Source organism: Paenibacillus sp. NRS-1781, assembly GCF_050467745.1.
Lineage (GTDB): Bacteria > Bacillota > Bacilli > Paenibacillales > Paenibacillaceae > Paenibacillus > Paenibacillus terrae_A.
The window spans coordinates 172,967-198,060 of the sequence record NZ_JBITPI010000049.1 but is presented as its reverse complement, the minus strand read 5'-3'; the positions used below and the strand labels follow the sequence as shown (position 1 = coordinate 198,060).

Below are 25,094 nucleotides of genomic sequence, written 5' to 3'. Positions count from 1 at the left end.
AAATCCTATGGTTACCTACTATTTTTTAGTTCAGCCCCATCATTGACTTAGGAGCTGTCGCTGCACCCTCAAACTATCGCCACGCCCCATATCGACTTCAAACCCCGCTCCACGGATGCGCAGCTCCAGGCAATGTCGACATTGGGCAGATTCATCACCCAAGCATATTTTATTTTCATAAATAGCATACTTTGGCCTCACCGCAAGTGGCGACAAATTGGGCATAACTACATTCGCTCCCGCCTGTAGCGCCTTCTCCCGACCTTGGGGATGAATCGTTCCCATCGCCGTGGATGCAGGAATAAGCGCATCTGGAACGACCAACCGAGACAACGAAACAATATCCAGCGCCTTTTCCATGCTTCCCTGACTGGCATCCCGGAGGGGCGTGTTGCTATGCGGTAAAAACGGTCCAATCCCGATCATATCCGGCGACAGGCTGTGCAAATAGACCAAATCGTCTGCCAAATCACTGTTCGTTTGTCCCGGTAAACCAACCATACATCCAGCCCCGATCTGAAATCCGATTCGCTGCAAGGCCAGCAGCCGACTGCGCCTGCTTTCTATCGTCATCGTCGGATGCAGCTTAGCGTACAAACTTGGTGAAGCCGTCTCATGCCGCAGCAAAAAGCGGTCCGCCCCCGCCTCGTACAATAGCGCATAGGTTGCATCATCCCGCTCACCGATGGACAGTGTAACGGCCACATCGGTAAAACGCCTTTTGATCTCCCGAATCAGTTTGGCCAGCCGGGCTGCCGTGAACCAATAATCTTCGCCGCTTTGCAGGACAAAGGTCCGATATCCCAGTTCATAACCTTCCGCGCAACAGTCCAAAATTTCTTCCAGTCGCAAACGGTAGCGATCCGCCTGCTTATTCGAAGCACGCAGCCCGCAATACATGCAATCCTGACGACATATGCTGGAGAACTCAATTAATCCACGTAAAAAAACACCTTTACCGTAACGCTCCATTTTGATGCGAGCTGCCAATTTTCGTAACTGTGTCCGCACCGTCGGTTCTTCCTCCAGACGTACCAGCAGCTCCATCATTTCCGTATGCGTCCATTCCTTGCCGTCAGCCAGACGCAGTAATAATTCGTCCGTGACTCATCCCTTCTTTCCTCGTCCATCTGGACCCCACATCGTCAGCTGCTTGTACCGTACATGTATTATTCTAGCAACATCAGAGGGCATAGAACGTGACTAGACTCACAAAAAATCCCATTTTCTGAATATAAACTCCAGCCTCTGCCGCAAAAAATACATATTTATCGCAACAAAAAAAGCTGCTTCTCCTTTAATGGAAAAAACAGCTTCTATTCAAGCTTATTATTGAATGAAATCAACCGCCTGCTGTGGTACAAATGAATCAACGCCGTTGGTATATCAGTCTCACTCTAATTGCCCCTGAATTACCGATACGATACTTTCACGCAGTGCTTTGACATTTGGTGACTTATACGGATCAGCATTAAAAAGGATTGTATCTGCTGTGTAGTTTTCTTTTATACGTCCCAATCTGTCCCCATATCCCAAAATTTCAGCGGCAAACTCCGTGGCAGCCTGCCAAGCCTCTTTTCGAGTTAATCCACAGTCTAAGAGTGCGTCTAATTCCTCAAGGTTGCGTCCGTGTAACGAAGGTGTGGCAAAATCTGTACCGAACGCAATTCGTACGCCTGCTCTTTTGGCATAGCTGACAGCTTTAGGATGGGCTTCGGCGGCGCGGGCAGCGCGATCACAAATTTCCCTGTCGAGTGAAAGAACTCCAGACGGGTCTGCAGCAATACGGTAGATGGAAGCAGTAGGCACAAAGGCTGTCCTGGATTGCGCAAGCCGGTTGGCTTGATCCTCGGTCAAATACATTCCATGCTCTATAGATTCCACGCCAGCATTAATAGACCAGTCCACAGTAGGTCCGCCCCAGGTATGAACCATGACTTTTATCTTGCGTGCATGGGCGCTTCGCACAATAAAAGAGAATTCTTCCTCAGAAAAAATCGGGTTCAGCACTGTATCTGGTGACGCTCCTAGTCCCCCCGTTGCAAGAATTTTAATCCAGCTTGCCCCGGAATTAATAATTTCTGTTACCCGCCGTTCCAAATGCTTAAGACCTCGTGCGTCTCCGGCTCCAAGCATATCACCACAGGTATAAACTCTTAAAGGCTGGCTATAATGCTGACCTATATGCTTCACCGTACTTGGCAAAAGCCCACCTGCATCACGCACCGAAGTCACTCCAGCCCGAAAAGTAGCCTCAAAGGCTTGCACCTGCATCACTTCAATCTCCAGTTCATCGCGCTTCTCCTGGTCAGCATGATTAAAATCCGTCCATGCCAAATGCGTATGAAGGTCAATTACGCCGGGGCTAATCCATAAGTCGCCATCTGGACTATTTTGTTGCGCGTATGGAGATACGGACTCTGCAATGGACGAAAAACGACCATTACTGATCGTAATATCGAATCGTTTCCCATCAATCCCCGCCACAAATATATTTTTGTAGGTTAACTCTTTTTGGATGTTATTTACCATCTTCATTCCCCCAGATTAACCTTTGGACGGCAAGCGCATGAGAAGGGTCTTGATGTACAAGCTCAGCAAGCGTTTGAATAGCTTCTTCAACGCTTGGTTGATTTGCCTTCGCTCCAAAATGGTTAATGCGTAAGAGCTTATGATGCAATTCTCCGTCTCCGGGAGCGACAATACCTATGGGCTGTTCAATATTGAACTGGCCGCCTTGAGGAATCCGAACTGTTGTAGTCAACGTTGAGTAGCGATCTTTGTTCCGCTGCCACGGCTCAAGACCCAAGGCTTTAATGCCGGCAATTGCAGCGGATGTAGTTAAACGATGGCGACGATTAACCGCTTCCAGACCCTCTTCTTCAATAAGCTTTAATGCCTCTATAAGCGCCCGGGCTTCCAATACAGGGATATTGGCAGGAACTCGTATGGGCGTCACATGATTAGGGGGACGCTTTAGGTCAAGCAAAGACAGAATGGAATTGCGCGGCGCATTTTTGTTGGAGGCCAGAAACTCCCAGCCACGGGGAGAAATCCCCACAGCGCTGATCCCGTTAGGGCCAGCTAATGCTTTTTGCGCACCCACAGCTACAAAATCAATTCCCCACTCGTCCATCAGCACCGGTTCACCCCCGATTGCTGAAACCGCATCTATCACGGTTATAATATTGGATCGACGCGCAAGCTCCAATATTTCCCTTGTTGGATTGGAGCCTCCTGTGACCACTTCCGCCTGCACAAAAGAAAGCGCACATGGATTATATCGCTCAATCGCTGCGGCGACTTCATCTACAGTCACCACTTCATCAAAAGATGTTTTGAGCTCAATGACTTTTGCTCCGCCGCGCGCAAGCCAGTTACCAAAAATCGTTCCATAGGGACCTGTCACAATGTTTAGAATTGTACGGTCTGGCGCAGCTATGCCTGCTGCTATGGCTTCAATTCCCAGAATCGCCTCGCCCGGTATGATTACCGGGGATTCTTGGGTGGACAGGAGCTTGGAGAGCAGGTTAGTTAGCGTATCAAACTCCGATATTGTAAGAGGTACAAATCCTTTATTATTTTGACTCATAAATACCTCCTGCAGAATGGGATATTGGCATTTTGGGAACAGCGGACAAAAGCTCCTGGCTATAAGCCGTTTCAGGACGAGAAAAGAATTTCTCCTTGGGGTTGATCTCAACCAGCTTCCCCTGCCGCATTACAGCAACTATATCGCTTATGGCATTGATAACTCCTAGGTCATGAGAGATAAAAAGCATCGTAAGATTAAGCTCCGATTTGAGTGTGCTCAACAGTTCAAGCATACTGCGTTGTACCGAAACATCCAGTGCGCTCGTTGGTTCATCTGCGATAAGTATGCTTGGCTCCACGCTTAAAGCGCGGGCAATGGCTATCCGCTGACGCTGACCACCGGAAAATTCGTGAGGGAATCTGCCAAGGGCGCTTTCAGCGATGTGAACACGTGTAAGCAGTTCCCTACATCTCTTGTCCACTTGAGCGCGGTCAACAATCTTGTGAAAAAGCAAGGGTTCGGCAAGAATTTGCCTGATCGTATGCTTTGGATTTAGCGAGGAATCCGGGTTTTGGAAAACCATTTGTATTCTTTTATGCTGCTCCCGGTTCCGTCGCTTGCCCAGTACCTGAGAACCCAGCATGATCCGGCCCTCATCCGGGGCGATCAGCCCAGCTATTACCCGCGCGAGGGTAGACTTTCCTGAACCCGATTCTCCCACAAGACCAAGCGTGGTACGCTCCTGCAGCTCCAGGCTTACTTGATCAAGCGCGGTGAACTTACCATAAGCAACCGTTATATTTTCTATCCGCAAGGCTGTTTTCATAAATCAGCGCTCCTTTCAAGATCCGGGAGAGGAAGCACTGAGCTTATCAGCAACTGTGTATACGGATTTTGCGGGTTTTGTAAAAGGGGCAAAGTGTCTCCCCGCTCTATGATTCTTCCCTCTTTCATAACGCAAAGCTTTGAGCACATCGAAGCAGCTACGGCAAGATTGTGCGTAACAAACACCATGGCAAAACCCAACTCCTTTTGAAGACGTGAAATAACGTCAAGTATTTGCCGTTGAACCGTTACGTCAAGCGCCGTTGTTGGCTCATCACAAAGAAGGATGCCCGGCTTGCACGCCAAAGCCATCGCAATAACAATACGTTGACACTGGCCGCCTGAAAGCTGGCGGGGGTAACGGTCAGTATGCTTTAAGGAATCGGGAAGGCCAAGCATTTCAAGCAATTCCAAAGCTATTGTACGCGCGACCTTCCGGCTCACCTTCTGCCTGTAGTACACAACCTCGGCAAGCTGTCGGGCCACCGGGCAGAGAGGATCAAGTGCCCTTATCGGGTCTTGAAAAATCATTGCGCATCTGCCATTGCTCCTGATATTCCCGCCAATCTGTTCAATGCCGGAGGGAAGCAGCCCTATGATGGAGCGCAGGGTAAGCGATTTTCCAGATCCGGATTCCCCTACCAGTCCTATGCTTTCGCCCGCTTCGACTTTAAGACTCACATCGGTGACCAATTTATGATTCGATCGCGTCGCGAGCGACAAATTTTCCACTTCTAAAATTGGATTCATAGCGTTCATTTTCTTCTCCATATATCTGCTAGCCCATCGCCCACAAGGGATAAGGCTATCCCCGTGTATACCACCGCAAAGCCCGGGATTGCTGAAAGCCACCACTTTGTAGATATAAAGGGCTGCCCATCAGAAATCATCGTTCCCCAATCCGGAGTTGGCGGCGCAATGCCGATACCGAGATAGCCCAGCGTAACAATGGCCACAAGCAGAACAGCCATATCCGTCATAAGCACTACCACTGCTTGCGGTAGCACATTCGGCAGAAGATGGCGCAGTATGATTTTAATATTCGGGATTCCCAGTGTCTTGGCAGCGGCTATCCATTCCTGCTTGCGAAAGGATGTGCTAAGACCCTTAACCACACGAGCGTATACGATCCAGCCAACGAGAGCAAACGTAATATATATCCCCTGTTCACCCGTACCGCTTGCAAACGCCACGATAATGACAATCAAATAAAAAGGGAACGCAATCAACGTATCGGTCAAAAGCGTGATAACCGTGTCTACCCATTTACCATAATACCCGGCAAGCATTCCCAGAAACACCCCCATACAAAAAGGGATGATCTCCGCCAGTACCATAATCTTCAAATCAGTCCGTGCGGCATAGATCAGCCGTGTAAACAAATCACGCCCCAGTTGATCGGTTCCCAGCCAGTGTTCGAAGGACGGGGGTTGTAAAGTTGCCGAAATATTGGGATCAGAAGGCTGGTAGGGGCTAATAACCGGTGCGAACACTGCAACCCCTATGAGCAACGCAAACATAATACTGCCCCATAGAAGAGATGGAGTATTTAGCATTTTTCCCCAAGAGCGGTTGCTATGACCTGCCTTCTGAATCTGAAGATCTAATTGCGTGCGTTTCATTGTTCTCCTTTCGTCCTGGGATCAAGATACCCAGAAGCAACCTCAATCACGAAGCCGATGATGACCACAGATATCGCACAATAAAGAGCAATTCCCTGTATAACAGGAAAATCCCGATTTGAAATGGCTGAAAATAACAGGCTTCCGATCCCTTTGAGGCCAAAAACCTGTTCAATTACCAACGTGCCGCCCATCAGGTAGGCAATGTTTACGCCAAGCAGCATAAGAGCGGGAAGAGCGGAATTGCGCAGGACATGCTTTACCAATATAACCCGACCGGGGATTCCCGCTGCCTTCAAGGTTACAACAAAATCAGATTCCAGCACTTCCAGCATCTGCGCTCTTAAAGAACGAACGAGCGAGGGAATTTGCGACAATCCGACAGTTATCGCAGGAAGGGTGAGACTGTACAAGATTCCGAGCCAGCCCTCTCCTACTCCCCCAACGGGAAACCAGCGAAGCCGAACGCTAAATACCAGAATCAGTAGCAGTCCAACCCAAAAAATCGGCATACCGAGCGTTACAGCAGGCAAGATGCGTATCATATGATCAAGTAGTCCGTCTTTATGTGTTGCCGCAAGGGTGGCCAGCACCAGCGAAACAATGATGGCAAAAAGACAGGTCATTGCAATGAGCAACAGCGTCACGGGGGCCCGCTCTGCAATCAACTCTCTTGCAGAAGTTTCAAAAACAATCGAAACGCCGGTATCACCGTGTGTAAAGAAATTGTGCACAAAGCCTATAAACTGCTCCCAAAGAGAACGATCCAGCCCCAACCTGTGACGCATACTCTCAATAGACTCAGCTGTGGCGTATTCCCCCAGAATCATTTTGGCGGGGTCTCCCGGCACCAGCCTTATGATGAAGAAGACTGCCACCACCACACAGATGACTACTGATGCCGCTCTTATCATAGCGCGCACAAGCCATTTGTGTGGGGAAGTAAGATTTGCAGACAATCCGGCAGACTTTTTAAATACATGGTGAGCCTTCAAGGATCTAATTACCTTTCACACGTACATCTTCAAAACGAACGCTGTTATTGGGAAGCACGACCAGGCCGTCAACGGAAGAACGAATACCTTTCAGAATATCCGGATAATAAAGCGGGATGTAAGGCACCTCATCTGCAAGAATTTGTTGAAGCTTGGCGTAAATTCCCGCACGTTCTTCCCCATCAGGTGTTTTTTGCCCCTCGTGCAGGAGCTTGGTAACTTCATTGTTCGTGTAATGAGTCCAGTACGACTTGCTAAAGCCTTCCGGGTCTGTCTGGAAAGCGAGGATCGAGTTGGCTTCTGGAGAATCCGCTTGTCCGCTGTTGATCATTGCCGAAAAATCATAGGCAAAGAAACGCTCGCGGAATGAGGCCAACTCAACAGATTCGATTTGAATATCAATGCCGATCGTTTTGGCGGCCGCCTGAATAATCTGTGCCTCCTGAGTTCTTGAGTTGTTTCCAGAGGCAATGAGTAATTTTGTAGAAAACCCGTTAGGGAACTTTGATTTTGCAAGCTCTGCTTTGGCAGCATTCGTATCAAAGCCGAGTGCTTTAATCGTATCGTTCGTGTTGTAGGGAATGGCCGGCGGCAAAAGCGAATTGGCTGGCTTTGCGAAACCAAAGGTAACCGCATTAGTCAATCCATTACGGTCAAGTGCCAACGCCAGCGCACGGCGAACATGCACATCCGAAAAATGCTTGTCCAAGGTATTGAAGAACAATTGCTCTGTCACCCAGCTTCCATTGGTCGCCACCTTGGTATCCGTACCTTGTTTTAATTCATTTACATTTTCAACAGCTACAGACTCAATAGCATCAATCGCGCCAGCCTTCAGCTGGTTAATCGCTTGGCTGTCATCTTCAATGAGCTTGTAGACAAGTTCATTGATATATGGCTTGCCTTTCTGCCAATAGTATTTATTTTTGGTGAAAGTAACATCACCGGCAGAATCCCATTTCTTAACGACGAAGGGACCGGTACCGACCGGATTTTTAAAGAATTCTTTTTCTGAGACACCGCCGAAATCCTTTGGAAGAATACCATTGGAAAAGTTTGAGAGCTCAGAAATAAACGGCGTATATGGCGTTTTAAGCTTAATTACGAGTGTCTTTTCATCTTTAGCCGAAAGCGAAGCCACCTGTGCCGCTATTTCAAGAGGACCTCCTACATTTAAATGACGCTGAATTGAAAACACCGCATCCTTGGCAGTAACTCCGGTTCCGTTTGAAAATTTCAAGCCATCGCGTAAAACAAAAGTATAGGTTAAACCATCTGAGCTTATATTGTGAGACGCTGCAAGCCAATCCACAATCTTTCCATCACTGTTAAAGGCGACCAGCGGCTCAAATACTTTGTCGATAGCAAAAGCATTATTGGATGTAATCTGATTGTGCAAATCAAACGAGGTTACGGAAGCCGGGCGACCATATGTAAAGGTTCCCCCTTCTGCGTGTTGATCAGCGGTTGTGCTTGGGTTAGCTGCGTTTGTATTTTGACCTGCATCATTTTTGGAGCCGGAGCATCCTGCCACGAGAACCAATAAAAGTAATACTAAAGATCCAACCAAAAACGGCTTCCTAAAAGATACACTAAGTTTGGACATCCCATTTTCCCCTTTTCCCCAATAAAACATATTGTTTTAATATGAATAGTATTATGGATGAACCCATTTGCCATGTCAAACAGAATTAAATACCATAATTTTAAAAAATAAAGATAAAAGTAAACATAGGGATTTTCCAGCCTGTGAACACATGGAGTTCATTTGGGATTGGGATTTCGATTTTAAATATTGTATAATAAGCACATGATGTAATAGGTAAATCTTATAAGCTGACAATACTTATAAAAGCGTATAAAAGGGGTCTAAAACTCGATGGAATTCAGGCAGCTTCAATACACCCTGCAAATTGCAGCGGAAAAAAACTTCTCACGCGCAGCGGAAAAGCTGCACATTGCCCAGCCTTCCCTGAGCCAGCAATTGTCCAAACTGGAAAAAGAGCTTGGGGTGCTGTTATTTCAACGCAATACAAGCGCGGTGGAATTAACGCATGCAGGAGCAAGCTTTGTGGAAAAAGCGAAAAAGATCGTCGACGCCGTCGAGCAACTCCGACAGGAAATGGACGATATTTCTCAGTTGCGTAAAGGGAAGGTTGTCGTCGGTAGTATGCCTATCACGGGTTCCCATTTGCTGCCGCATGTGCTGCCTGTGTTTAAGAAAGCTCACCCTGACATTGAAATTGTTTTGGTCGAGGATTCATCCATGAATCTGGAGAAAAAAACAGCCAGCGGCGATACCGACCTCAGCCTGCTTTCTCTCCCATTGGTAGAACCGACACTTTCCTATGTGCCCATCGGTGAAGAATGGATTGATCTTGCTGTTCCCCCGGGTCACCCGCTGGCTCTGCGCAAAAACGGCGACCAGCCGCAGCCTGTGCATCTGGAAGAACTGAAAGATGAACCTTTTGTCGTCCTGAAAAAGGGGCAGGGCTTCCGCAAGCTGACGATGGACTTGTGCCATCAAGCGGGCTTTGAGCCAAAGGTGGTGTTTGAAAGCACCAATATGGAAACCCTCCAATCGCTCGTAGCAACAGGGATGGGGGTAACACTCGTGCCTCGTTTTATTGCCCGGGCTGCCAGCAGCGAATTTGTTCCGGCATTGCTGCCACTGGCTGAACCGACGCCAAGCCGCACGCTGGCTATTGCATATCGGAATGGACGTTATTTATCCAAAGCGGCCGAGGCTTTTATTGAAACCTTCCGCGAAACGGTCAAACAGCTTTCCGAAAAGTAGTCTCTCGTAAAAAGACCGTCTTCCTCCCCAGCCAAAGCCAGAGAAGGAGACGGTCCCGGGGCTACACCCCTATACATTCCATATTTAATGTTCAGTTCCACGCTTTCCTCGCCTTGTCGTAATCAGGGTCACCGTGAATCTGGTGGACTTTTATCCTGATCATAGCCCATTTCGTGATTATTACAGATCATACAGAGAAGGACGACGGTCCTCGAATACTGGAATACGCCCACGTACGTCCTGCACTAAGGCTGGCTCAATCGTTCCTGTGATGATGTCCTCCTGCTCTCCGCCCTCGGCAATGATTTCTCCCCACGGATCAATAATGAGAGAATGCCCGAAGAAATCCGTATCTCCACTGCGTCCTACCCGGTTACAGGCGATAACGTACATTTGATTTTCAATGGCCCTTGCAGTCAGCAACGTACGCCAGTGATGAAGACGGGGATGTGGCCATTCCGCAGGTACGATAAGCAGATTTGCGCCAGACAGGGCCAGACTCCGCGCTAGCTCGGGAAAACGGATGTCGTAGCAGATCGACGCACCCGCCTGAATCCCTCCATCCAGCGTGAATAACACCTTTTCCTGACCAGGCTGCAAATATTTTTCTTCATCCATCAGGCGGAACAAATGAATTTTGGAATATGAAGCAACCTCTGCGCCTGTCCGGTCAAAAACGAGCATTGTATTGTATACATGACCGTCGCTTTTCTTCTCCGCTATAGATCCGGCTACCACGTTCACCTGATGAGCAGCAGCGAATGCCGATATCCATTCACGGGTTTCCGCTCCATCCTGATCCGCCAGCTCATGAATGCGATCCAGCGCATACCCCGTATTCCACATTTCGGGCAGTACAATCAGGTCCGGCTTCAGTTCGGCTGTCACCGCATGTTCCATTAACGTACGAATATGACTGCGGTTTTCCGGGGGATTCCCCAGCTCAATATGAGCTTGTATGAGTGCAACACTGAACGGCTGAGCTTCATGATACGTCAAAATCGTTCATCCTCCCTGTGAACCGGAGCTTCCGGTGAGCGCTTGTCCGGCATTTTCTCCCATCATAGCCCGTTCAGGCTCTACCACGCAACCGCATAGGTTTAATCCCCTCTATACAACTTGGTTAAATCGTGATAAATTAATCCTCAAACTATTCCAAAAGGTCGTGTGAAATGATGAGTAATTTTTCCATTCCCTCTGCTGATGTGATGAAGCAGTTACCGACTCAATTTTTTGCCACACTAGTACAAAATGTAAACCGTGAAATTGCGGCAGGCCATGATGTCATTAATCTTGGACAGGGGAACCCGGATACACCTACCCCACCTCATATTGTAAAAGCCTTGCAGGAATCAGCGGATAACTCGCTGTATCATAAATATTCGCCTTTTCGCGGTTACGGCTTTCTCAAGGAAGCCGTCGCCCAGCGCTATCAGGAGGACTACGGTGTGACACTTGACCCGGAAACTGAGGTCGCCATCCTGTTTGGCGGAAAAACAGGCTTGGTGCAGCTACCGCAAATTTTACTCAATCCCGGCGATATGTGTCTCGTACCTGATCCCGGCTATCCGGATTACTGGTCTGGCGTAGCCCTGGCTAAAGCGGAAATGTCCTTTCTCCCCTTAAAGGAAGAGAACCGTTTTCTGCCCGATTATGAGGCTATTTCCGAGGAAGATCGCCGCCGAGCCAAGCTGATGTTCCTCAATTATCCGAATAATCCGACCTCGGCCACCGCGCCTCTTTCCTTCTATAAGGAAACAGTTGAATTTGCGAAGCGTAATGGCATAGTGGTGGCCAGTGATTTTGCCTATGGCGCTATCGGCTTTGACGGCGAACGTCCGGTGAGCTTCCTTCAGGCCGAGGGTGCCAGGGACGTAGGGATTGAGTTTTATACCCTGTCCAAAACGTACAATATGGCGGGCTGGCGCGTCGGTTTCGCGCTTGGTAATGCTGAAATCATCTCGATGATTAATCTGCTACAGGATCATATTTATGTCAGCCTGTTTGGCGGCATTCAGGTAGCGGCGGCGACTGCTCTCACGTCCTCGCAGGACTGCGTGGGCGAGCTGGTTGCACGCTATGAATCGCGCCGCAATGCTTTTTATGATGCGCTTGGGCAAATTGGCTGGAAGGCGACGCGTCCAAGCGGCTCCTTTTTTAGCTGGTTGCCTGTGCCGCAGGGCTATACCTCAGCTTCCTTTGCCGATCTGCTGCTGCGGGAAGCCAAGGTGGCTGTCGCTCCAGGGATCGGCTTCGGTAATGGCGGCGAAGGATATGTGCGGGCGGGGCTGCTAAGCTCAGAAGCTCGACTGACTGAGGCGGTTGAACGAATTGGCAAGCTGAACCTGTTTGGTTAAGCCGTATTTTCAGCTAGAACTTCTTTGCCAAACCCGACCTTTTCATGGTATTCTGTTACCTATATCATTAAGCGCGTTGAAGGGACTATTAAGAGAGACCCGTCCTGTTCAGAGAGTAAATTCCGATAGGCTGCAAGAATTTACCTGGACCCTCTCCCAACTCCTATCCCCGAGCGCCCTGCGCAGTCAGGCGGTTCCTGCCGTTAACAGGTTTCAAGTGGGATGATCATGAGTCATCAATGAAGGTGGTACCGCGGAAGCACAAACTTTCGTCCTTTGCATACAAAGGATGAAAGTTTTTTTGTATATAAAAATTAAGGAAGTGGACGTCTTGTCAACACGAATTGTCATTAAAATCGGAAGCAGCTCCTTAACCGGAGTTGAAGGGGGCTTGAATCGGAAAGCAATTACTTATTTTGCCCGCGAAATCGCCGGACTTCGTTCGAAAGGCCATGAAGTGCTGCTGGTCACATCAGGGGCAGTCGCCGCCGGGTTTCGGGAGATCGGGTACCCGTTTCGCCCCAAGCTGCTGCATGAGAAACAAGCGGCGGCAGCCGTAGGTCAGGCGCTGCTTATGCAAGCCTATCAGCAGGCTTTTAGGGATTATGGCTTGGTGAGCGCGCAGATCCTGCTGACACGCAGTGACTTTTTGAGCCGCAAACGGATGAACAATGCTGGAATGACCGTAGAAGAACTGCTGCGCCAGCAGGTCATTCCCATTTTCAACGAAAATGATACGGTGTCGATTGACGAATTGAAATTCGGTGATAACGATATGCTGTCTGCGCTGGTTGCCAATCTGGTCAAAGCACAGCATTTGATCATTATCACAGATACCGATGGCGTATATACGGCAGATCCACGCAAGCATCCGAATGCCGTACGTTTTGAACACATCGACGAGATTACCGAGGAAATTTATGCATTAGCTGGAGGTTCCGGGTCAGCCGTAGGGACTGGCGGTATGCGATCCAAGATCGAAGCAGCCAAAGTCGCCACACGCGGTGGTGTACCTGTGTTTGTGGGACGCGTCAACGCAGACGGCGATCTGGATGCCGCCGTGGAGGGACACGGGCCGGGGACTTATTTTGACACCCACCTCTCTTCCCTGCCGATGAAAAAACAATGGCTTGGCTTCATGTCGACGCCGCTCGGCACAGTGCATGTGGACCAGGGAGCCGAGGAAGCGCTGGTGAATGGCGGTCATAGCCTGCTTCCCGTTGGCGTCCGACGCGTTGAAGGCAGCTTTCATGCCGGAGATGTTGTTGAGGTGCTGGGGCCGGAACATAAGGTATTGGGGCGCGGCATCGTCAATTATGACGATGGGCAGCTTCGAAGCGTACAAGGATTACCAAGCGGCGAGGTTGTGGGCAAGATCGGCCCCATTCACCGGCTTGAGGTGATTCACAGGGATGAATGGATTACATTATAAATGCGGGGAGGCCGTAACATGAGTGAATTAACGACGAACACAGCCACAACAGATGAAAGCCAGTTCAGTGAGGTACGGACCAAAGCGACGCTGGCCAAAAAAAGCGCCGGGGTCATGAACCGACTGACGACAGCACAAAAAAATGAAGCGCTGCTCGCCATGGCTGAAGCACTGGTACATCATACGGAAGAGCTGATTGCAGCGAACAAAAACGACTTAGAGCGTGGTCGGGAACTGGGAACGTCTGAATCGCTGCTCGACCGCCTCAAGCTGACCGAGGACCGTATCGGGGCCATCGCCGAAGGCTTACGCCAAATTGTGGAGCTGCCTGATCCGGTCGGTGACACGCTGGAGCATATCGAGCGTCCAAACGGTCTGCGGATTGAGAAAATACGTGTGCCGATAGGTGTCATCGGGATCATCTATGAAGCGCGTCCGAATGTGACGGTGGATGCTGCGGGCCTGTGTCTGAAAACAGGAAATCCGGTTGTGCTTCGTGGTGGCTCGGCTGCCCTGTTTTCCAACCGCAAAATCATTGAAGTTCTCCAACAGGCGTTGGACACCACTGCTGTACCGCGCGATGCGCTTCAGCTCATTGAAGATTCAGACCGTGCCTCTGTCAACGAAATGCTCACGCTGAACGGTTTGCTGGATGTGATCATTCCACGCGGCGGGCGCTCACTTATTCAAAATGTTGTTCAAAATTCCACTGTGCCTGTCATTGAAACCGGAGCTGGCGTGTGCCACACCTATTTGGATGCTACGGCAGATACACAGATGGCTGAGGCGATCACACTGAACGCCAAGGTGCAAAGACCGTCGGTATGTAACTCCATGGAAACACTGCTCGTTCACTCGGATTATGCAGAAGCACATCTGACGAGCTTGGCAGAACGTTTTCGTGAGGCCGGAGTCGAGCTGCGTGGCTGCGCACGGACACGGGCATTGGTTCCCTGGGCTGTTCCAGCCACGGATGAGGATTATGGCACCGAGTATAATGATTACATTATGAACATCAAGGTCGTAGACCATTTGGACGAAGTACTGGAGCATATTGCCCGGTACGGTACGATGCACTCGGAGTGTATTGTGACCGCAGATGAAGCCCATGCCGAACGTTTTCTGCAAGAAGTGGACGCGGCAGCCGTGTATCACAATGCCTCCACCCGCTTCACGGATGGCTTTGAGTTCGGATTTGGTGCCGAGATCGGGATCAGTACGCAAAAATTACATGCCCGCGGTCCAATGGGACTGCCTGCGCTAACTTCAACCAAATATCGTGTGTACGGTACTGGACAAATCAGGGAATAATATCATTTATCAATCCGTATCCTTGGAGGTTATGAAACCATGTGTGAATCACAAACAAAGGCTTTAATTCAAGAGCAAATTACGTTTTTCGGAGCAGGCTCGATGGCAGAGGCTATTATCCGCGGGATGATGTCCCGTTCCGTTGTCAAACGTGGCGGTATTACGGTCATCAACCGCAGCAATCAGGCACGCCTGGAGGAACTTCAACAGCAATATGGGGTGTTGTTCCAAACCGAGGATGCCGCCAAAATCGAGCTGCTGCGCCGTTCTCCCGTGATTGTGCTTGCCATGAAGCCCAAGGATGCTGCACAAGCCCTTGGACAGCTCGGTCCGCTCCTGTCAGATGGGCAGTTGATCATTTCGGTGATCGCCGGACTATCCATTCGTACGATGCAGACGTTGCTTGGCCGCAAGCAGCCCATCGCCCGGACGATGCCGAACACATCCAGTTCGATTGGCTTGGGAGCCACAGGCATCAGCTTTTCCAAGGAGATTAGCGAAGACCAGCGTAAAAACGTGCTTACGATATTCGAATCTGTGGGTACGGTGACGGTTATAGAAGAAGAGAAAATGGATGTATTGACCGGGATTTCCGGGAGCGGCCCTGCCTATGTTTACTACTTGATGGAAGCCATGATTGCCGGGGGAATCCGTGGTGGCTTGACTCCTGAGCAAGCGCACGAACTGACAGTGCAAACGGCACTTGGAGCGGCACGCATGGTACAACAAACCGGGGAGGAGCCTTCTGCCCTGCGCCACAAAATCATGTCGCCCAACGGGTCGACGGTAGCCGCGTTGGAAAGGCTGGACAAAGGCGATTTCTACGAAACGGTCATTGCGGCGGTACAACGTTGTACTGAACGATCCCGTGAGATGGGAGCGGTACTAAAGGAGGGAATTGAATGAGCTATTGCTTAGCGACCTACCGAGTATATGATGACAAAGCAGATTTTAATAAAAAGGCACAATCCATTGCCATCGGCATGACGGTGGGCAGCTGGACTGAGCTGCCGCAAGCCAAGCGGGACGCGATGCAAAAGCATCTCGGCTCGGTTCAAGCTGTGGATGTTCACGATGGAGGGCCCGGTGAACGATATGCCGACCTGACTATTGCTTACCCGGATGTAAATTTCAGCCGGGACATTCCCGCACTGCTGGTGACGGTCTTCGGCAAAATTTCGATGGACGGCCGTATCAAGCTGACGAAGCTGAGCTTCTCGGAAGCATTCCGTTCCGCTTTTCTGGGGCCTAAATTTGGCATCAGCGGCTTGCGTGAGCAGCTCGGCGTATATGACCGTCCACTGCTAATGAGCATTTTCAAGTCAGTGATTGGTCTTAATCTGGACGAGCTGAGCGAGCAGTTTACCCGACAAGCCCTGGGCGGCGTCGATCTGATCAAGGACGACGAGATTTTGTTTGAAAATGCGCTGACGCCGATTGAAAAACGCGTCGCAGCCTGCATCAAAGCCGCCGAAGCGGCTGAGCGTGAAACCGGTAAAAAGCTGCTGTATGCAGCTAATTTAACTGGACCAACCTCGCAGCTCAAAGCGCAAGCCCTCAAGGCCATCGACGCAGGCGCAAATGCCCTGCTGTTCAACGTGCTGGCCTATGGCTACGATGTGCTGCATGAACTAAGCAGTGATCCCGCTATCTCGGTGCCGATTGCAGCCCACCCTTCGTTGGCGGGTGCTGCTTATCCGTCACCGCATTATGGTATTTCGGCATCGGTGCTGCTCGGTCAGCTCATGCGACTGGCAGGAGCCGACCTCGTGCTCTTCCCTTCTCCTTACGGCTCGGTTACGATGCCACGTGAGGAAAACATGGCGATCCGCGATGAGCTGATCACCCCTGATCTGCCGCTAAAGGCCAGCATGCCTGTGCCATCCGCAGGGATTCACCCCGGCCTGGTGCCGTTAATTGTGCGTGATTTTGGCACAGATGTTGTCGTTAACGCCGGGGGCGGCATTCACGGCCATCCGCTCGGCACCGAAGCTGGCGGACGCGCCTTTGTGCAGGCGATTGAAGCTGTGCGTCAGGCTGTGCCGCTGGCGGAATACGCCCGCACGCACCCGGAGCTGCAATCCGCGCTCGATACGTGGGGAGGGGAACGATGAATACAGCGAAGAAGCCCGTCATTTTTTGCGATTTTGACGGGACAATTACGAACAGCGACAATATTGTCGCCATAATGAAGCATTTTCAGCCTGCCGGCTGTGAGGCTATCATGCATGATATCGTGAACGGACACACGTCTATTCGTGAAGGCGTAGGCGCCATGTTCGCTCTGATGCCCTCCACGCAAAAAGATGAAATCATCTCTTATGTACTTGGACAAGCTGGTATACGCGAGGGCTTTGCCCGTTTTTTGGACTATGTACGGGAACAGGATATTGAATTTTTAGTCACCAGCGGCGGTATTGATTTCTTTATTGACCCTCTGCTGGAGCCTTTCGACATTCCACAGGATCACGTTTACTGCAATGGTGCCCATTTCTCAGGGAATCATATTGAGATTACGTGGCCGCATCCATGTCAGGAGCCATGTACGAACGACTGCGGCATGTGCAAAACAACCGTGATTCGCCAATACCCTGCCGAACAGTACGAACGAATTTTGATCGGGGACAGCCTGACGGATTTTGAAGGAGCCAAAATTGCCGACCTTGTGTACTCCCGTTCGCACCTGACTTTAAAGTGTCAGGAGCTGGGCGTAGCACATGTGCCCTTTGAAACATTTGACGACATTATTAAGGATTTAAAGCAAAAACAGGAGCAAGGGGTGCTGTAAATGAGCTATAGCTTGGCAGACATTACGTTGGAAGAAAAACGCCGCGCACTGGAAGAACTCGCTGATGTCAAGGAGCTATTCGCATCTCGCAACTGGTTCCCCGGCACGAGCGGCAATTTGTCGATACGGATCGGGGAATTTCATCCTGAACAATTTTATTTTGCAGTTACTGCCAGCGGCAAGGATAAAACCAAGCGGACACCGGAAGATTTTCTGTTCGTAGACCAGCACGGAAAAGCGGCAGAAGCCACAAACCTCAAGCCAAGCGCCGAAACGCTGATTCATTGTGAAATTTACCGCCTGATAGGCTGCGGAGCCGTTTTCCATGTCCATACGGTGTTCAACAATCTCATTTCCGAATACTACGGGGAACAAGGCTCTGTACCTGTGCAAGGCATTGAACTCATTAAGGCTTTTAACATTTGGGAGGAAAATGCAGCGATTGACATTCCCGTACTGCCAAATTACGCGGATATTGCTGCGATTTCCAAGCTGGTGCCAGGTGTGCTGAATGATCAGGTGCCGGGAATTTTACTGCGTAACCACGGCATTTATGCGTGGGGGCGTGATGTGTTTGAGGCTAAAAAGCATCTGGAGGCGTTTGAATTTTTGTTTGAAGCGACATACCGCTCCCTGCTGCTGAGACCTTAGTTATGAAGAATAACTTACTACATGCGCGCCTGCATTAATTGAAAAGTGCAAATTGAATGCAGAGAACGTAGCCCCAGCGAAAGCAGGGGAGCGTTCTCTTTTTATTAATAGAAGAGCAGCCTTGGACGTGAAACAAAAGTCCCGACTGCCTTTGTATCATTATTGAACCCATTTGATCATTTCAGGATGCTTTTCAGACTTTGTGCAGCTTCACGTGGGGCTTCTGCCCATGAGATGGCTGAAATGACTGCTATGCCATCTGCTCCTGCCTGTAGGACGTTTGTTGCGTTGTCCACCGTAATGCCGCCAATGCCTACCAGCGGAAGGCTTGCACCACCTGCACGTAGCCTGCGGACCAGCTCCGGTCCCTGCACAGGATGTGCATCCAGCTTGGAACGAGTCGGGAACATCGGCCCTGCGCCCACATAATCAGCGCCAGCGCGTACCGCCTGCTCCGCTTCCGTTAAGCTGTGTACCGATACGCCGATGATTTTGTCGCCCATTCGAGAGCGCACGTGGTCTGTAGGCTCGTCATCTTGTCCGAGATGGACGCCGTCTGCATCCACAGCCAAGGCAAGCTCGACATCATCATTGACGAGAAATGGAACATCATACTGATGACACAGCCTCCCGGCGGCTTGGGCAAATTCGTGCAAGCGACTTCCCGTCAGACAGTCCACACCCTTTTCACGCAATTGAAAAAGGGTCACACCTCCCTGCAACGCTTCCTCCAAAACCATCAGCGGATCACGGTCGCAATTCACACTGCCCATGACCAAATAAAGACGCAGATGCTCCCGCATACGCCCTATATCAACTCTTGGCATCGCTTTGTTCCTCCCTCATGGCCCTGCTCCATACAGACGCCCCTTCTCCTGTCCAGCGTGCGTTCCATGCCCAATGGTTCGTTGGTCCATGCCCACAGCCGATACCCAAGCCCTGCTCAATCGCCGCCTGTATAAAAGCCTTGGCCGTCTGCGCCGCCTCGGGTACACTTCGTCCTGCCGCCAATCCAGCCGCCAGCGCCGCTGAAAAGGTGCATCCCGTTCCATGGGTATGCGGGGTATGAATTCGGGGGCCGTCCAGTTCGGTAAAATTGCGCCCGTCGAACAACAAATCCACCGACCGATCCGCTTCCGCGCTGTGTCCTCCCTTGATGATCACGTAGCCGCTCCCTAAATCAGCCAGCATTCGAGCCGCTTCCTTCGCATTCTCGCGACTAGAGAGAACTAGTCCAGTCAACGCCTCCGCTTCCGGAAAATTCGGGGTGACTACCTTTGCCAAAGGTAATAAATACGATTTTAGCGTTTCCACTGCCTCATCTTGAAGTAGAGAAGTTCCGCCCTTGGCGATCATTACCGGGTCTACGACAACATTAGGCCACCGAAACTGGCGAATTTGCGCGGCCACCTGACGAATGACCTCAGCCCCCACGAGCATACCCGTTTTAACGGCATCAGGGGGTAAATCCGTACCTATGGACTGTAATTGAGCCTCTACCATGGCAACAGGGACAGGATGAACAGCTTGTACACCGCGTGTATTTTGAGCAGTAACTCCCGTCAGGGCAGACATGCCGTACACGCCCAGCTCCTGAAAGGTTTTTAAATCAGCCTGTATGCCTGCACCCCCTCCGCTGTCCGAGCCTGCAATGGTTAACGCTTTGTACACCGTATGAGTCATAGCTGCGCCCCCCTGACAACGTCTTGCCGCTTCCAATTCTGCCGCTCATTCTGAATCTGATTTTTGGTATAAAGTAAAATGAATTTCAATATCAAGCGAACCCTGCTCCTTTGATGACAGGAGCCTGCGCTTCTTTCCAGCCGAGAGCTATGGTTTTCAGCATGCACATGCTCAAGTGTATAGAACAACAAAAAAACACTATGCAAAAGCAGAGTGTTCCTACACTAAGGTCCCTGCGCTGGCATTATCCAACAGGTTCATACGGTCTACGACAGATTAGTCGTACTCTCAGCTTGCTTCCGCAGGCTCCCGTGCTATTTTTTTATAATCGTAACCCTTTATGCTGTAAAAAGCAACGTCCCCTATTGGGGACGCTCCAGCTTAAATTGCTCTCCGAGCTTTGCATAATCATTGCCGGCCAAACGACTCACCGGACGCAGCTCCTTGGCGATTATGTATGTATTTTGATACGCTTCCTCGGACAAATGATACTGCACCACGCGCCCGATCAGCAGATCGCAGGCAGGTGCGCCCTCTGTGCCCCCCAGCGGTATCGCCTGCTCCAGGACACATTCCATGCGTATTTTCGCTTCAACCACGCCAGGAACCACAATTTTTGTGCTTTTTATCGGCGTAAGTCCGGCTAGTGTGATTTCACTTTCCTCCGGCGACAGACGGGAAGCCGTCACATTCACCGCGCCCACATTGTCCTCATCCGTAATATGAACGACAAAGGCTTTTTGCTCCATCGCATTACGTGCTGTATCCTTGGACACCCCATCGACACGTTGCACGGACACAGACAGAAGCGGCGGCTCGGAAGCTACGATGGAAAAATAACTGAACGGCGCACCATTCAGCACCCCTTCATTGCTCAGTGTGGTCACAAAGGCGACTGGCCTTGGGATAATGCTTCCGCTTAACAGCTTATAATTTTCACGCCCTGTAAGTGTATCAGGATTTAACGATATCATTGTTTTTCCCTCCTATTTTTCAATTACATTTCCCTGATTATCGCGCACGGTAACCGTAATCCCCTCGGGTACAGCAATTGTAACGTCGAGCTGATGCTGAGGCTGCATAAAACGTGTCGGGATTTGGCTCAGTAGCACATACAGCGTATCTCCGATATGCTTAGTTTGATACAGCTCCTGTCCTTTTAATTCATCCTCGTTGCCTGTATAGACATAACTTCCGAACACATGCACCTCTGGTGAGGTGGTTGCGTCAATTTTGACCGCATAGGGATTTTCACCCTGCACGATCACCTTGGTCACTCCGACAGGCAGTTTTTCATGCCAATCAGGAAGGACCCTTGTTTCCTGAACCGAGCTCATCATATCCCTGACTTGCGAAGTAAGTCCCAGTGAACTGACCAAAGCAAATCCGATACAACAAAAAACCAAGACTGCTGTAATAAACATACTGAACAAATCATAACGGATGCGCTCACGTGTCCCTTTCCACGCCGTATACATTAAAATTTCGAGTCCCAGCAAAACAAAAACGACAGGCCACCACGTCAACGCCTGATCCAATATGCCTGCTCCCCAAAACTTGGAGGCAAACGTTACCCCTCCCAACAAGACCAGAAAAAGTCCCATCGACAGCCTTCCAACCTTCCATACCCCTTCCGGGGCGTTTGGTGCTTTGGAGGAGCTGCTTTTGTTGGATGATGTACCCAATATGCCTGTGGAGCCTCCTGCATCACCATGAGGATGATGGACTCCCTTAAAGGGAGCCTCACTCTTTGAAAACTCAGTATCCATCCTATTGTTTCTCCTTTACCCGTTTAGATTTGGAATTACCGATCATCATCCAAATACCACCGCCAATCAACAATAAGGATACGATAATCGTCCGTAGATACATGTCAACCAAATTATAAATCTCTCCGTTCGGAAACAGGCGATCCAGAGTAGGAACAAGTACGTTGATCAAGATGTAATAGGCACCCAGCAATAGCAACCCCAAGCCTACCCAGCGGTGATATTGAGCAAACATATCGATCACAGGCTTGTCAATCAACGGTTCCCGTCCATAGCGGCTTATTTGCTGCAATGCATCAAAAAAGCTATAGAACCAGACCACCGGAATCAGGAACAAAAAGAGAGACAATTGCAGCACATCCAGCACATAAATACCGCCTAAGAACAGAAGCATGAGCTGAAGACCCCGTTTTTGCAGACCGATATACATATGTCCCGCCCCGGGAAATACCGATAAAATGGTAGCCAGCATTTTGCTTCGCCGCCCCTCGACTCTTCCATGCTCCAGTTCTTCAAACAAAGTCCGATCCTGAAGGATTTCTCCCGCATGTTTACGATGTACATGCTGCACTGCATCAAACATACAATACAACCATATGATCGGCAACACGCCCGCAAACGCCATAAATCCCGATTCGTTTGTGATGCTGGAAATAAAAACGAGAATCGCTCCAAAGCCAAAGAAGGACATCAGAAAAGACAGACCACGCTGCATCAGCCCTAGATGAAGGTGTCCCAATCCCGGGATGAACGATAGCAATATGGTGAAAAAGCGTTCATTGTCCGAGCCTTTTTGAAAAGCAGGCGAACCTGCCAATCCGTAGTGTCCCTGCGCATATTGATGATAACCTGCATCAAAATCCGCTCCTGCTCCTGGTATATCCGTATCCGCGTTCCGCGCTCCCTCCGGAGCCTCGCCCGCCAAGCCTCCATCTCCATAAGGCGTACCTTGGGGGTAAAAACCATATGGATTGGGGCCTGCATGAGGGGGATACGGAGTAGCGACTGCACGAGGGTCATAACGCAACAAGCTAATAATGATATGCAGCATACTCAGCCCCCAGAAGAGGGCAGCAACAAGCATACTGCCCAATATAGGCAACTCGTCTCTTGAAACTACCGAAAAAAATAATCCTCCAGCCAAACATCCAAAAAACAAAATGGTGTATACAAACGCATTGGCTTTTCTGGTCCAGTAATAGTGTCCCACACCGGGAATCATGTTCAACAGAAATGCCAGGAGCTTGCTTCGTTCCGTATAAGGCACCGCTACACTTCCTTTCTAATCTTGCGATATTGATAAAATTCTCATCTTAAGGTTTGAATTTAAACCTTTTTATCTGCCACTTTCATTGATTTTAGGGCTTTAATTTGTCGAGCCAGCTTGTCGTAGCCCGCATGACCTCTTCACTGTAGGAGACGCGTTTTTTTGGAGGAACGGGCTTACCACTGGTTTGCGGCATCATTTTGTCAAAAGCACCGCTAGACAGTAGAATTAGCGTCAAGCTTGCCGCAACTACGTAGTGAAATACAGGCTTTTCAAACCAACGACGCTTTTTGACAATGGCTTGGCTCGCTTCTGCTTCCTTATTGGGAAGAGCAGCCATTACCTGATCTGTGAAGCGCTCCGTATCCATCCAGGCAGAACAATCTTCCAATGTCGACTCCAACTGCTCCAGTGCAACAAGATATAAACCCAGCGCCTGCTCATCTTCCAGCAAAAGCTTTTCCAGCCGTACGGATTCCTCTGTCGTGCAAGTTCCTGTAATATAAGCGTGCCAGTCATTCCTCTGTCCTTTAGTCCAAGGTTTATCATGTTGGTCAGTCATTGCCATTCCTCCTCCTTCCAGTGATTTCGAATCCACTGCCGTGCCCGGTAGAGTCTGGACTCTACTGTTTTTAAAGCTACTTGCGTCTCTTCTGCAATTTGATCGTAGGTTTTGCCCTGCATATAATAGGCCTTAATAATATCCTGATGCTGCTGGGGCAGCTGGGCGATTTTTTGCGATAATTCCACATTTCGCTCTTCGCGGATCAGACGGACCAGCACATCCTCATCCCGGGAAGGGAGCTGTACGAGGGTTTCTGTCACATCTATAAGCTCTGCGGGCCGTCTGTCCTGTTTGCGCTTGATATCCAGCGCCTTGTGGAGCGCAATTCGGGTCAGCCACGTTTTAAAACCTTCGTTCCGGTACTGGGAGAGAGACTTATACACCTGAACGAACGCTTCCTGCGCGGCATCTTCCGCTTCTTTGCTATCATGCAGCACCGAATAGGCCACATGATACACATGCTTGCTGTACAGCTCTACCATCTCACGGAACGCCTGCCGGTCACCAGACCGTATTCGTTCAATGATTCTCTCTATATCAATGACGCTCTCCCCCTTCCCAATACTATAGACGCCGGAGAATTTACTCCCCCTGCATATTTCGAAAAAAATATTTAAAAAGGACACACCCTCCTGTTGGAGTGGCGTGTCCTCTATCGCTAAAGCTGCTGTATGCTGGAATATTTTACTTACATACGTTTAGCTTATAGTTACTTTAACCAAGCGTATAAATCTTTCTGCTGCCTGAAAACCTCAGTCTATCACTTTAGCTGCGTCCGCTCCCACGGAAACGCTGAGCGTATTCCTTTGCATCCTGTGCATTACGGACACGGTTGCGGCTCCATTCCAGCAAAATGCGGTCAATATAACGGAAATGCACCTTCCCTGCAAACACCGCTTCCTTCAAGGCCAGCAAAATCAGCTCCTCGGGATAACGATCCTGATCCACCCAACTAGTGATCGTCTCATATTCCATCGGTGACAACGGTCGGCCGAATTCCTTCTCGAAAATCGTGAACAAATTCCGCTCCTCCGTAGGCGGAGATTCCGATATTCCATTCAGCACATCCGGTTTCCCGGCAAACAAAATATCATCTTCATCGTTCTGCTCTGTGCGCTCGGGTATCATACATTCCGCCAGCTTACGGTACAGCCCCGTTAGATTGTAGCGTTCAAATTGTACGGATGAGCTGCGATCTTCCACGGTATCAATCCGCAGAAAGCCTTCCTTCATTAGCTTGCTAAAATGGAGCGCAATTTCGTTCGCTGTGCATCCCATGCGAGTCTGCAATTGCTCCCAGGTTGGAAATTCATTGCGCTCGGCTTGTTTAAAAGCAAGCAACTGCATAAGCAGGAGCATTTCGCCGTCCGTCAGCCGAAGCGTCCGGTAATGCTTGAGCAGGGCGTAGGGAATCTGGACCATTCCAGCTTCCATAGCAAAGGCTACTCCCTCTGCCCACTCTGCCGATGATGTCTTGTCGAATGAACCGGTCATCGC

25 protein-coding genes are annotated in these 25,094 nt (G+C 49.9%); 8 read left to right on the top strand and 17 right to left on the bottom strand.

What is annotated here, in order from left to right; translation table 11 throughout:
• Window positions 1-39: 39 nt before the first annotated feature.
• The 8 genes from hydE to ACIFO6_RS19060 all read right to left on the bottom strand — a co-directional run bounded on the left by hydE (window position 40) and on the right by ACIFO6_RS19060 (window position 8,583).
• Window positions 40-1,083 carry a [FeFe] hydrogenase H-cluster radical SAM maturase HydE gene (gene hydE, locus ACIFO6_RS19095; protein ID WP_430042924.1) on the bottom strand — a complete coding sequence of 348 codons (1,044 nt, stop codon included), beginning with the start codon at window positions 1,081-1,083 and terminating at the stop codon, window positions 40-42.
• Between the two features lie 309 nt (window positions 1,084-1,392).
• Window positions 1,393-2,532, bottom strand: a complete 1,140-nt coding sequence (locus tag ACIFO6_RS19090; RefSeq protein ID WP_430042883.1) for an amidohydrolase family protein — start codon at window positions 2,530-2,532, stop codon at window positions 1,393-1,395.
• The gene (locus ACIFO6_RS19085) at window positions 2,522-3,592 is read right to left on the bottom strand and encodes a pyridoxal-phosphate-dependent aminotransferase family protein (RefSeq protein ID WP_430042881.1); all 1,071 of its coding nucleotides are present in this window, start codon (window positions 3,590-3,592) and stop codon (window positions 2,522-2,524) included. Before ACIFO6_RS19085 ends, ACIFO6_RS19090 begins: the two co-directional genes overlap by 11 nt.
• A complete protein-coding gene (locus ACIFO6_RS19080) occupies window positions 3,579-4,361 on the bottom strand; it encodes an ABC transporter ATP-binding protein (RefSeq protein WP_430042880.1) in 783 nt (260 codons plus the stop codon). The genes ACIFO6_RS19085 and ACIFO6_RS19080 overlap by 14 nt, the downstream gene beginning before the upstream one ends.
• On the bottom strand, window positions 4,358-5,131 hold the full coding sequence (locus ACIFO6_RS19075) for an ABC transporter ATP-binding protein (protein WP_430042878.1): 774 nt from the start codon (window positions 5,129-5,131) through the stop codon (window positions 4,358-4,360). The genes ACIFO6_RS19080 and ACIFO6_RS19075 overlap by 4 nt, the downstream gene beginning before the upstream one ends.
• Window positions 5,116-5,982, bottom strand: a complete 867-nt coding sequence (locus ACIFO6_RS19070) for an ABC transporter permease (protein WP_430042877.1) — start codon at window positions 5,980-5,982, stop codon at window positions 5,116-5,118. Before ACIFO6_RS19070 ends, ACIFO6_RS19075 begins: the two co-directional genes overlap by 16 nt.
• Window positions 5,979-6,941, bottom strand: coding sequence for an ABC transporter permease (locus tag ACIFO6_RS19065; RefSeq protein ID WP_430042922.1), 963 nt, complete (start codon window positions 6,939-6,941; stop codon window positions 5,979-5,981). Before ACIFO6_RS19065 ends, ACIFO6_RS19070 begins: the two co-directional genes overlap by 4 nt.
• A gap of 40 nt (window positions 6,942-6,981) precedes the next feature.
• Entirely contained in the window at window positions 6,982-8,583 is a 1,602-nt protein-coding gene (locus ACIFO6_RS19060; protein WP_430042876.1) for an ABC transporter substrate-binding protein, read from the bottom strand.
• Window positions 8,584-8,856: 273 nt separating this feature from the next.
• On the opposite strand from ACIFO6_RS19060, the gene ACIFO6_RS19055 reads away from it, so the two are divergent.
• The gene (locus tag ACIFO6_RS19055; protein WP_430042874.1) at window positions 8,857-9,774 is read left to right on the top strand and encodes a LysR family transcriptional regulator; all 918 of its coding nucleotides are present in this window, start codon (window positions 8,857-8,859) and stop codon (window positions 9,772-9,774) included.
• Window positions 9,775-9,954: 180 nt separating this feature from the next.
• On the opposite strand, the gene ACIFO6_RS19050 is transcribed toward ACIFO6_RS19055, so the two are convergent.
• Window positions 9,955-10,773, bottom strand: a complete 819-nt coding sequence (locus tag ACIFO6_RS19050; RefSeq protein ID WP_430042872.1) for a carbon-nitrogen family hydrolase — start codon at window positions 10,771-10,773, stop codon at window positions 9,955-9,957.
• Between the two features lie 176 nt (window positions 10,774-10,949).
• Between ACIFO6_RS19050 and ACIFO6_RS19045 the strand changes: the two genes are divergently transcribed.
• The 7 genes from ACIFO6_RS19045 to mtnB all read left to right on the top strand — a co-directional run bounded on the left by ACIFO6_RS19045 (window position 10,950) and on the right by mtnB (window position 18,313).
• Entirely contained in the window at window positions 10,950-12,131 is a 1,182-nt protein-coding gene (locus ACIFO6_RS19045; protein ID WP_430042920.1) for a pyridoxal phosphate-dependent aminotransferase, read from the top strand.
• 331 nt (window positions 12,132-12,462) lie between these two features.
• Window positions 12,463-13,563 (top strand): glutamate 5-kinase, encoded by a 1,101-nt coding sequence (gene proB / locus ACIFO6_RS19040; RefSeq protein WP_430042871.1) that lies wholly within the window; start codon window positions 12,463-12,465, stop codon window positions 13,561-13,563.
• A gap of 18 nt (window positions 13,564-13,581) precedes the next feature.
• The gene (locus ACIFO6_RS19035; protein ID WP_430042869.1) at window positions 13,582-14,874 is read left to right on the top strand and encodes a glutamate-5-semialdehyde dehydrogenase; all 1,293 of its coding nucleotides are present in this window, start codon (window positions 13,582-13,584) and stop codon (window positions 14,872-14,874) included.
• A 39-nt stretch (window positions 14,875-14,913) separates the two neighbouring features.
• Entirely contained in the window at window positions 14,914-15,780 is an 867-nt protein-coding gene (proC, locus tag ACIFO6_RS19030; RefSeq protein ID WP_430042867.1) for a pyrroline-5-carboxylate reductase, read from the top strand.
• The gene (locus tag ACIFO6_RS19025) at window positions 15,777-16,988 is read left to right on the top strand and encodes a 2,3-diketo-5-methylthiopentyl-1-phosphate enolase (RefSeq protein ID WP_430042865.1); all 1,212 of its coding nucleotides are present in this window, start codon (window positions 15,777-15,779) and stop codon (window positions 16,986-16,988) included. The genes proC and ACIFO6_RS19025 overlap by 4 nt, the downstream gene beginning before the upstream one ends.
• A complete protein-coding gene (locus tag ACIFO6_RS19020) occupies window positions 16,985-17,662 on the top strand; it encodes a 2-hydroxy-3-keto-5-methylthiopentenyl-1-phosphate phosphatase (protein WP_430042863.1) in 678 nt (225 codons plus the stop codon). Before ACIFO6_RS19025 ends, ACIFO6_RS19020 begins: the two co-directional genes overlap by 4 nt.
• Window positions 17,663-18,313 carry a methylthioribulose 1-phosphate dehydratase gene (gene mtnB, locus ACIFO6_RS19015; RefSeq protein WP_430042860.1) on the top strand — a complete coding sequence of 217 codons (651 nt, stop codon included), beginning with the start codon at window positions 17,663-17,665 and terminating at the stop codon, window positions 18,311-18,313.
• Window positions 18,314-18,489: 176 nt separating this feature from the next.
• Here the strand turns inward: mtnB and thiE are convergent, their stop codons facing one another.
• From thiE to ACIFO6_RS18975, 8 genes are all read right to left on the bottom strand, one after another.
• Entirely contained in the window at window positions 18,490-19,140 is a 651-nt protein-coding gene (thiE, locus tag ACIFO6_RS19010) for a thiamine phosphate synthase (RefSeq protein WP_430042858.1), read from the bottom strand.
• On the bottom strand, window positions 19,127-19,996 hold the full coding sequence (gene thiD, locus ACIFO6_RS19005) for a bifunctional hydroxymethylpyrimidine kinase/phosphomethylpyrimidine kinase (protein WP_430042856.1): 870 nt from the start codon (window positions 19,994-19,996) through the stop codon (window positions 19,127-19,129). The genes thiE and thiD overlap by 14 nt, the downstream gene beginning before the upstream one ends.
• 362 nt (window positions 19,997-20,358) lie before the next feature.
• Complete coding sequence (locus ACIFO6_RS19000; RefSeq protein ID WP_430042854.1) at window positions 20,359-20,970, bottom strand: flavin reductase family protein; 612 nt, start codon at window positions 20,968-20,970, stop codon at window positions 20,359-20,361.
• A gap of 12 nt (window positions 20,971-20,982) precedes the next feature.
• Window positions 20,983-21,765 (bottom strand): hypothetical protein, encoded by a 783-nt coding sequence (locus ACIFO6_RS18995; RefSeq protein WP_430042852.1) that lies wholly within the window; start codon window positions 21,763-21,765, stop codon window positions 20,983-20,985.
• A 1-nt stretch (window position 21,766) separates the two neighbouring features.
• Window positions 21,767-23,032, bottom strand: a complete 1,266-nt coding sequence (locus ACIFO6_RS18990) for a multi-tm2 domain protein (protein ID WP_430042850.1) — start codon at window positions 23,030-23,032, stop codon at window positions 21,767-21,769.
• A 91-nt stretch (window positions 23,033-23,123) separates the two neighbouring features.
• Window positions 23,124-23,594, bottom strand: a complete 471-nt coding sequence (locus ACIFO6_RS18985) for a hypothetical protein (RefSeq protein WP_430042849.1) — start codon at window positions 23,592-23,594, stop codon at window positions 23,124-23,126.
• Entirely contained in the window at window positions 23,591-24,223 is a 633-nt protein-coding gene (locus tag ACIFO6_RS18980) for an RNA polymerase sigma factor (protein ID WP_430042847.1), read from the bottom strand. The genes ACIFO6_RS18985 and ACIFO6_RS18980 overlap by 4 nt, the downstream gene beginning before the upstream one ends.
• Before the next feature lie 139 nt (window positions 24,224-24,362).
• On the bottom strand, window positions 24,363-25,091 hold the full coding sequence (locus ACIFO6_RS18975; RefSeq protein WP_430042846.1) for a DnaD domain protein: 729 nt from the start codon (window positions 25,089-25,091) through the stop codon (window positions 24,363-24,365).
• Between the last annotated feature and the right edge of the window lie 3 nt (window positions 25,092-25,094).

What these genes read in the sequence shown, in the direction of transcription:
- proC (WP_430042867.1), top strand. Translation starts at nt 14,914, where the DNA reads ATGTGTGAATCACAAACAAAGGCTTTAATTCAAGAGCAAATTACGTTT.
- ACIFO6_RS19085 (WP_430042881.1), bottom strand. Translation starts at nt 3,592, where the DNA reads ATGAGTCAAAATAATAAAGGATTTGTACCTCTTACAATATCGGAGTTT.
- ACIFO6_RS19060 (WP_430042876.1), bottom strand. Translation starts at nt 8,583, where the DNA reads ATGTCCAAACTTAGTGTATCTTTTAGGAAGCCGTTTTTGGTTGGATCT.
- ACIFO6_RS19070 (WP_430042877.1), bottom strand. Translation starts at nt 5,982, where the DNA reads ATGAAACGCACGCAATTAGATCTTCAGATTCAGAAGGCAGGTCATAGC.
- ACIFO6_RS19025 (WP_430042865.1), top strand. Translation starts at nt 15,777, where the DNA reads ATGAGCTATTGCTTAGCGACCTACCGAGTATATGATGACAAAGCAGAT.
- mtnB (WP_430042860.1), top strand. Translation starts at nt 17,663, where the DNA reads ATGAGCTATAGCTTGGCAGACATTACGTTGGAAGAAAAACGCCGCGCA.
- ACIFO6_RS19080 (WP_430042880.1), bottom strand. Translation starts at nt 4,361, where the DNA reads ATGAAAACAGCCTTGCGGATAGAAAATATAACGGTTGCTTATGGTAAG.
- ACIFO6_RS19020 (WP_430042863.1), top strand. Translation starts at nt 16,985, where the DNA reads ATGAATACAGCGAAGAAGCCCGTCATTTTTTGCGATTTTGACGGGACA.
- ACIFO6_RS19055 (WP_430042874.1), top strand. Translation starts at nt 8,857, where the DNA reads ATGGAATTCAGGCAGCTTCAATACACCCTGCAAATTGCAGCGGAAAAA.
- thiD (WP_430042856.1), bottom strand. Translation starts at nt 19,996, where the DNA reads ATGACTCATACGGTGTACAAAGCGTTAACCATTGCAGGCTCGGACAGC.
- ACIFO6_RS19090 (WP_430042883.1), bottom strand. Translation starts at nt 2,532, where the DNA reads ATGGTAAATAACATCCAAAAAGAGTTAACCTACAAAAATATATTTGTG.
- ACIFO6_RS18985 (WP_430042849.1), bottom strand. Translation starts at nt 23,594, where the DNA reads ATGACTGACCAACATGATAAACCTTGGACTAAAGGACAGAGGAATGAC.
- ACIFO6_RS19075 (WP_430042878.1), bottom strand. Translation starts at nt 5,131, where the DNA reads ATGGAGAAGAAAATGAACGCTATGAATCCAATTTTAGAAGTGGAAAAT.
- ACIFO6_RS18975 (WP_430042846.1), bottom strand. Translation starts at nt 25,091, where the DNA reads ATGACCGGTTCATTCGACAAGACATCATCGGCAGAGTGGGCAGAGGGA.
- ACIFO6_RS19045 (WP_430042920.1), top strand. Translation starts at nt 10,950, where the DNA reads ATGAGTAATTTTTCCATTCCCTCTGCTGATGTGATGAAGCAGTTACCG.
- thiE (WP_430042858.1), bottom strand. Translation starts at nt 19,140, where the DNA reads ATGCCAAGAGTTGATATAGGGCGTATGCGGGAGCATCTGCGTCTTTAT.
- ACIFO6_RS18995 (WP_430042852.1), bottom strand. Translation starts at nt 21,765, where the DNA reads ATGGATACTGAGTTTTCAAAGAGTGAGGCTCCCTTTAAGGGAGTCCAT.
- ACIFO6_RS19035 (WP_430042869.1), top strand. Translation starts at nt 13,582, where the DNA reads ATGAGTGAATTAACGACGAACACAGCCACAACAGATGAAAGCCAGTTC.
- ACIFO6_RS19000 (WP_430042854.1), bottom strand. Translation starts at nt 20,970, where the DNA reads ATGATATCGTTAAATCCTGATACACTTACAGGGCGTGAAAATTATAAG.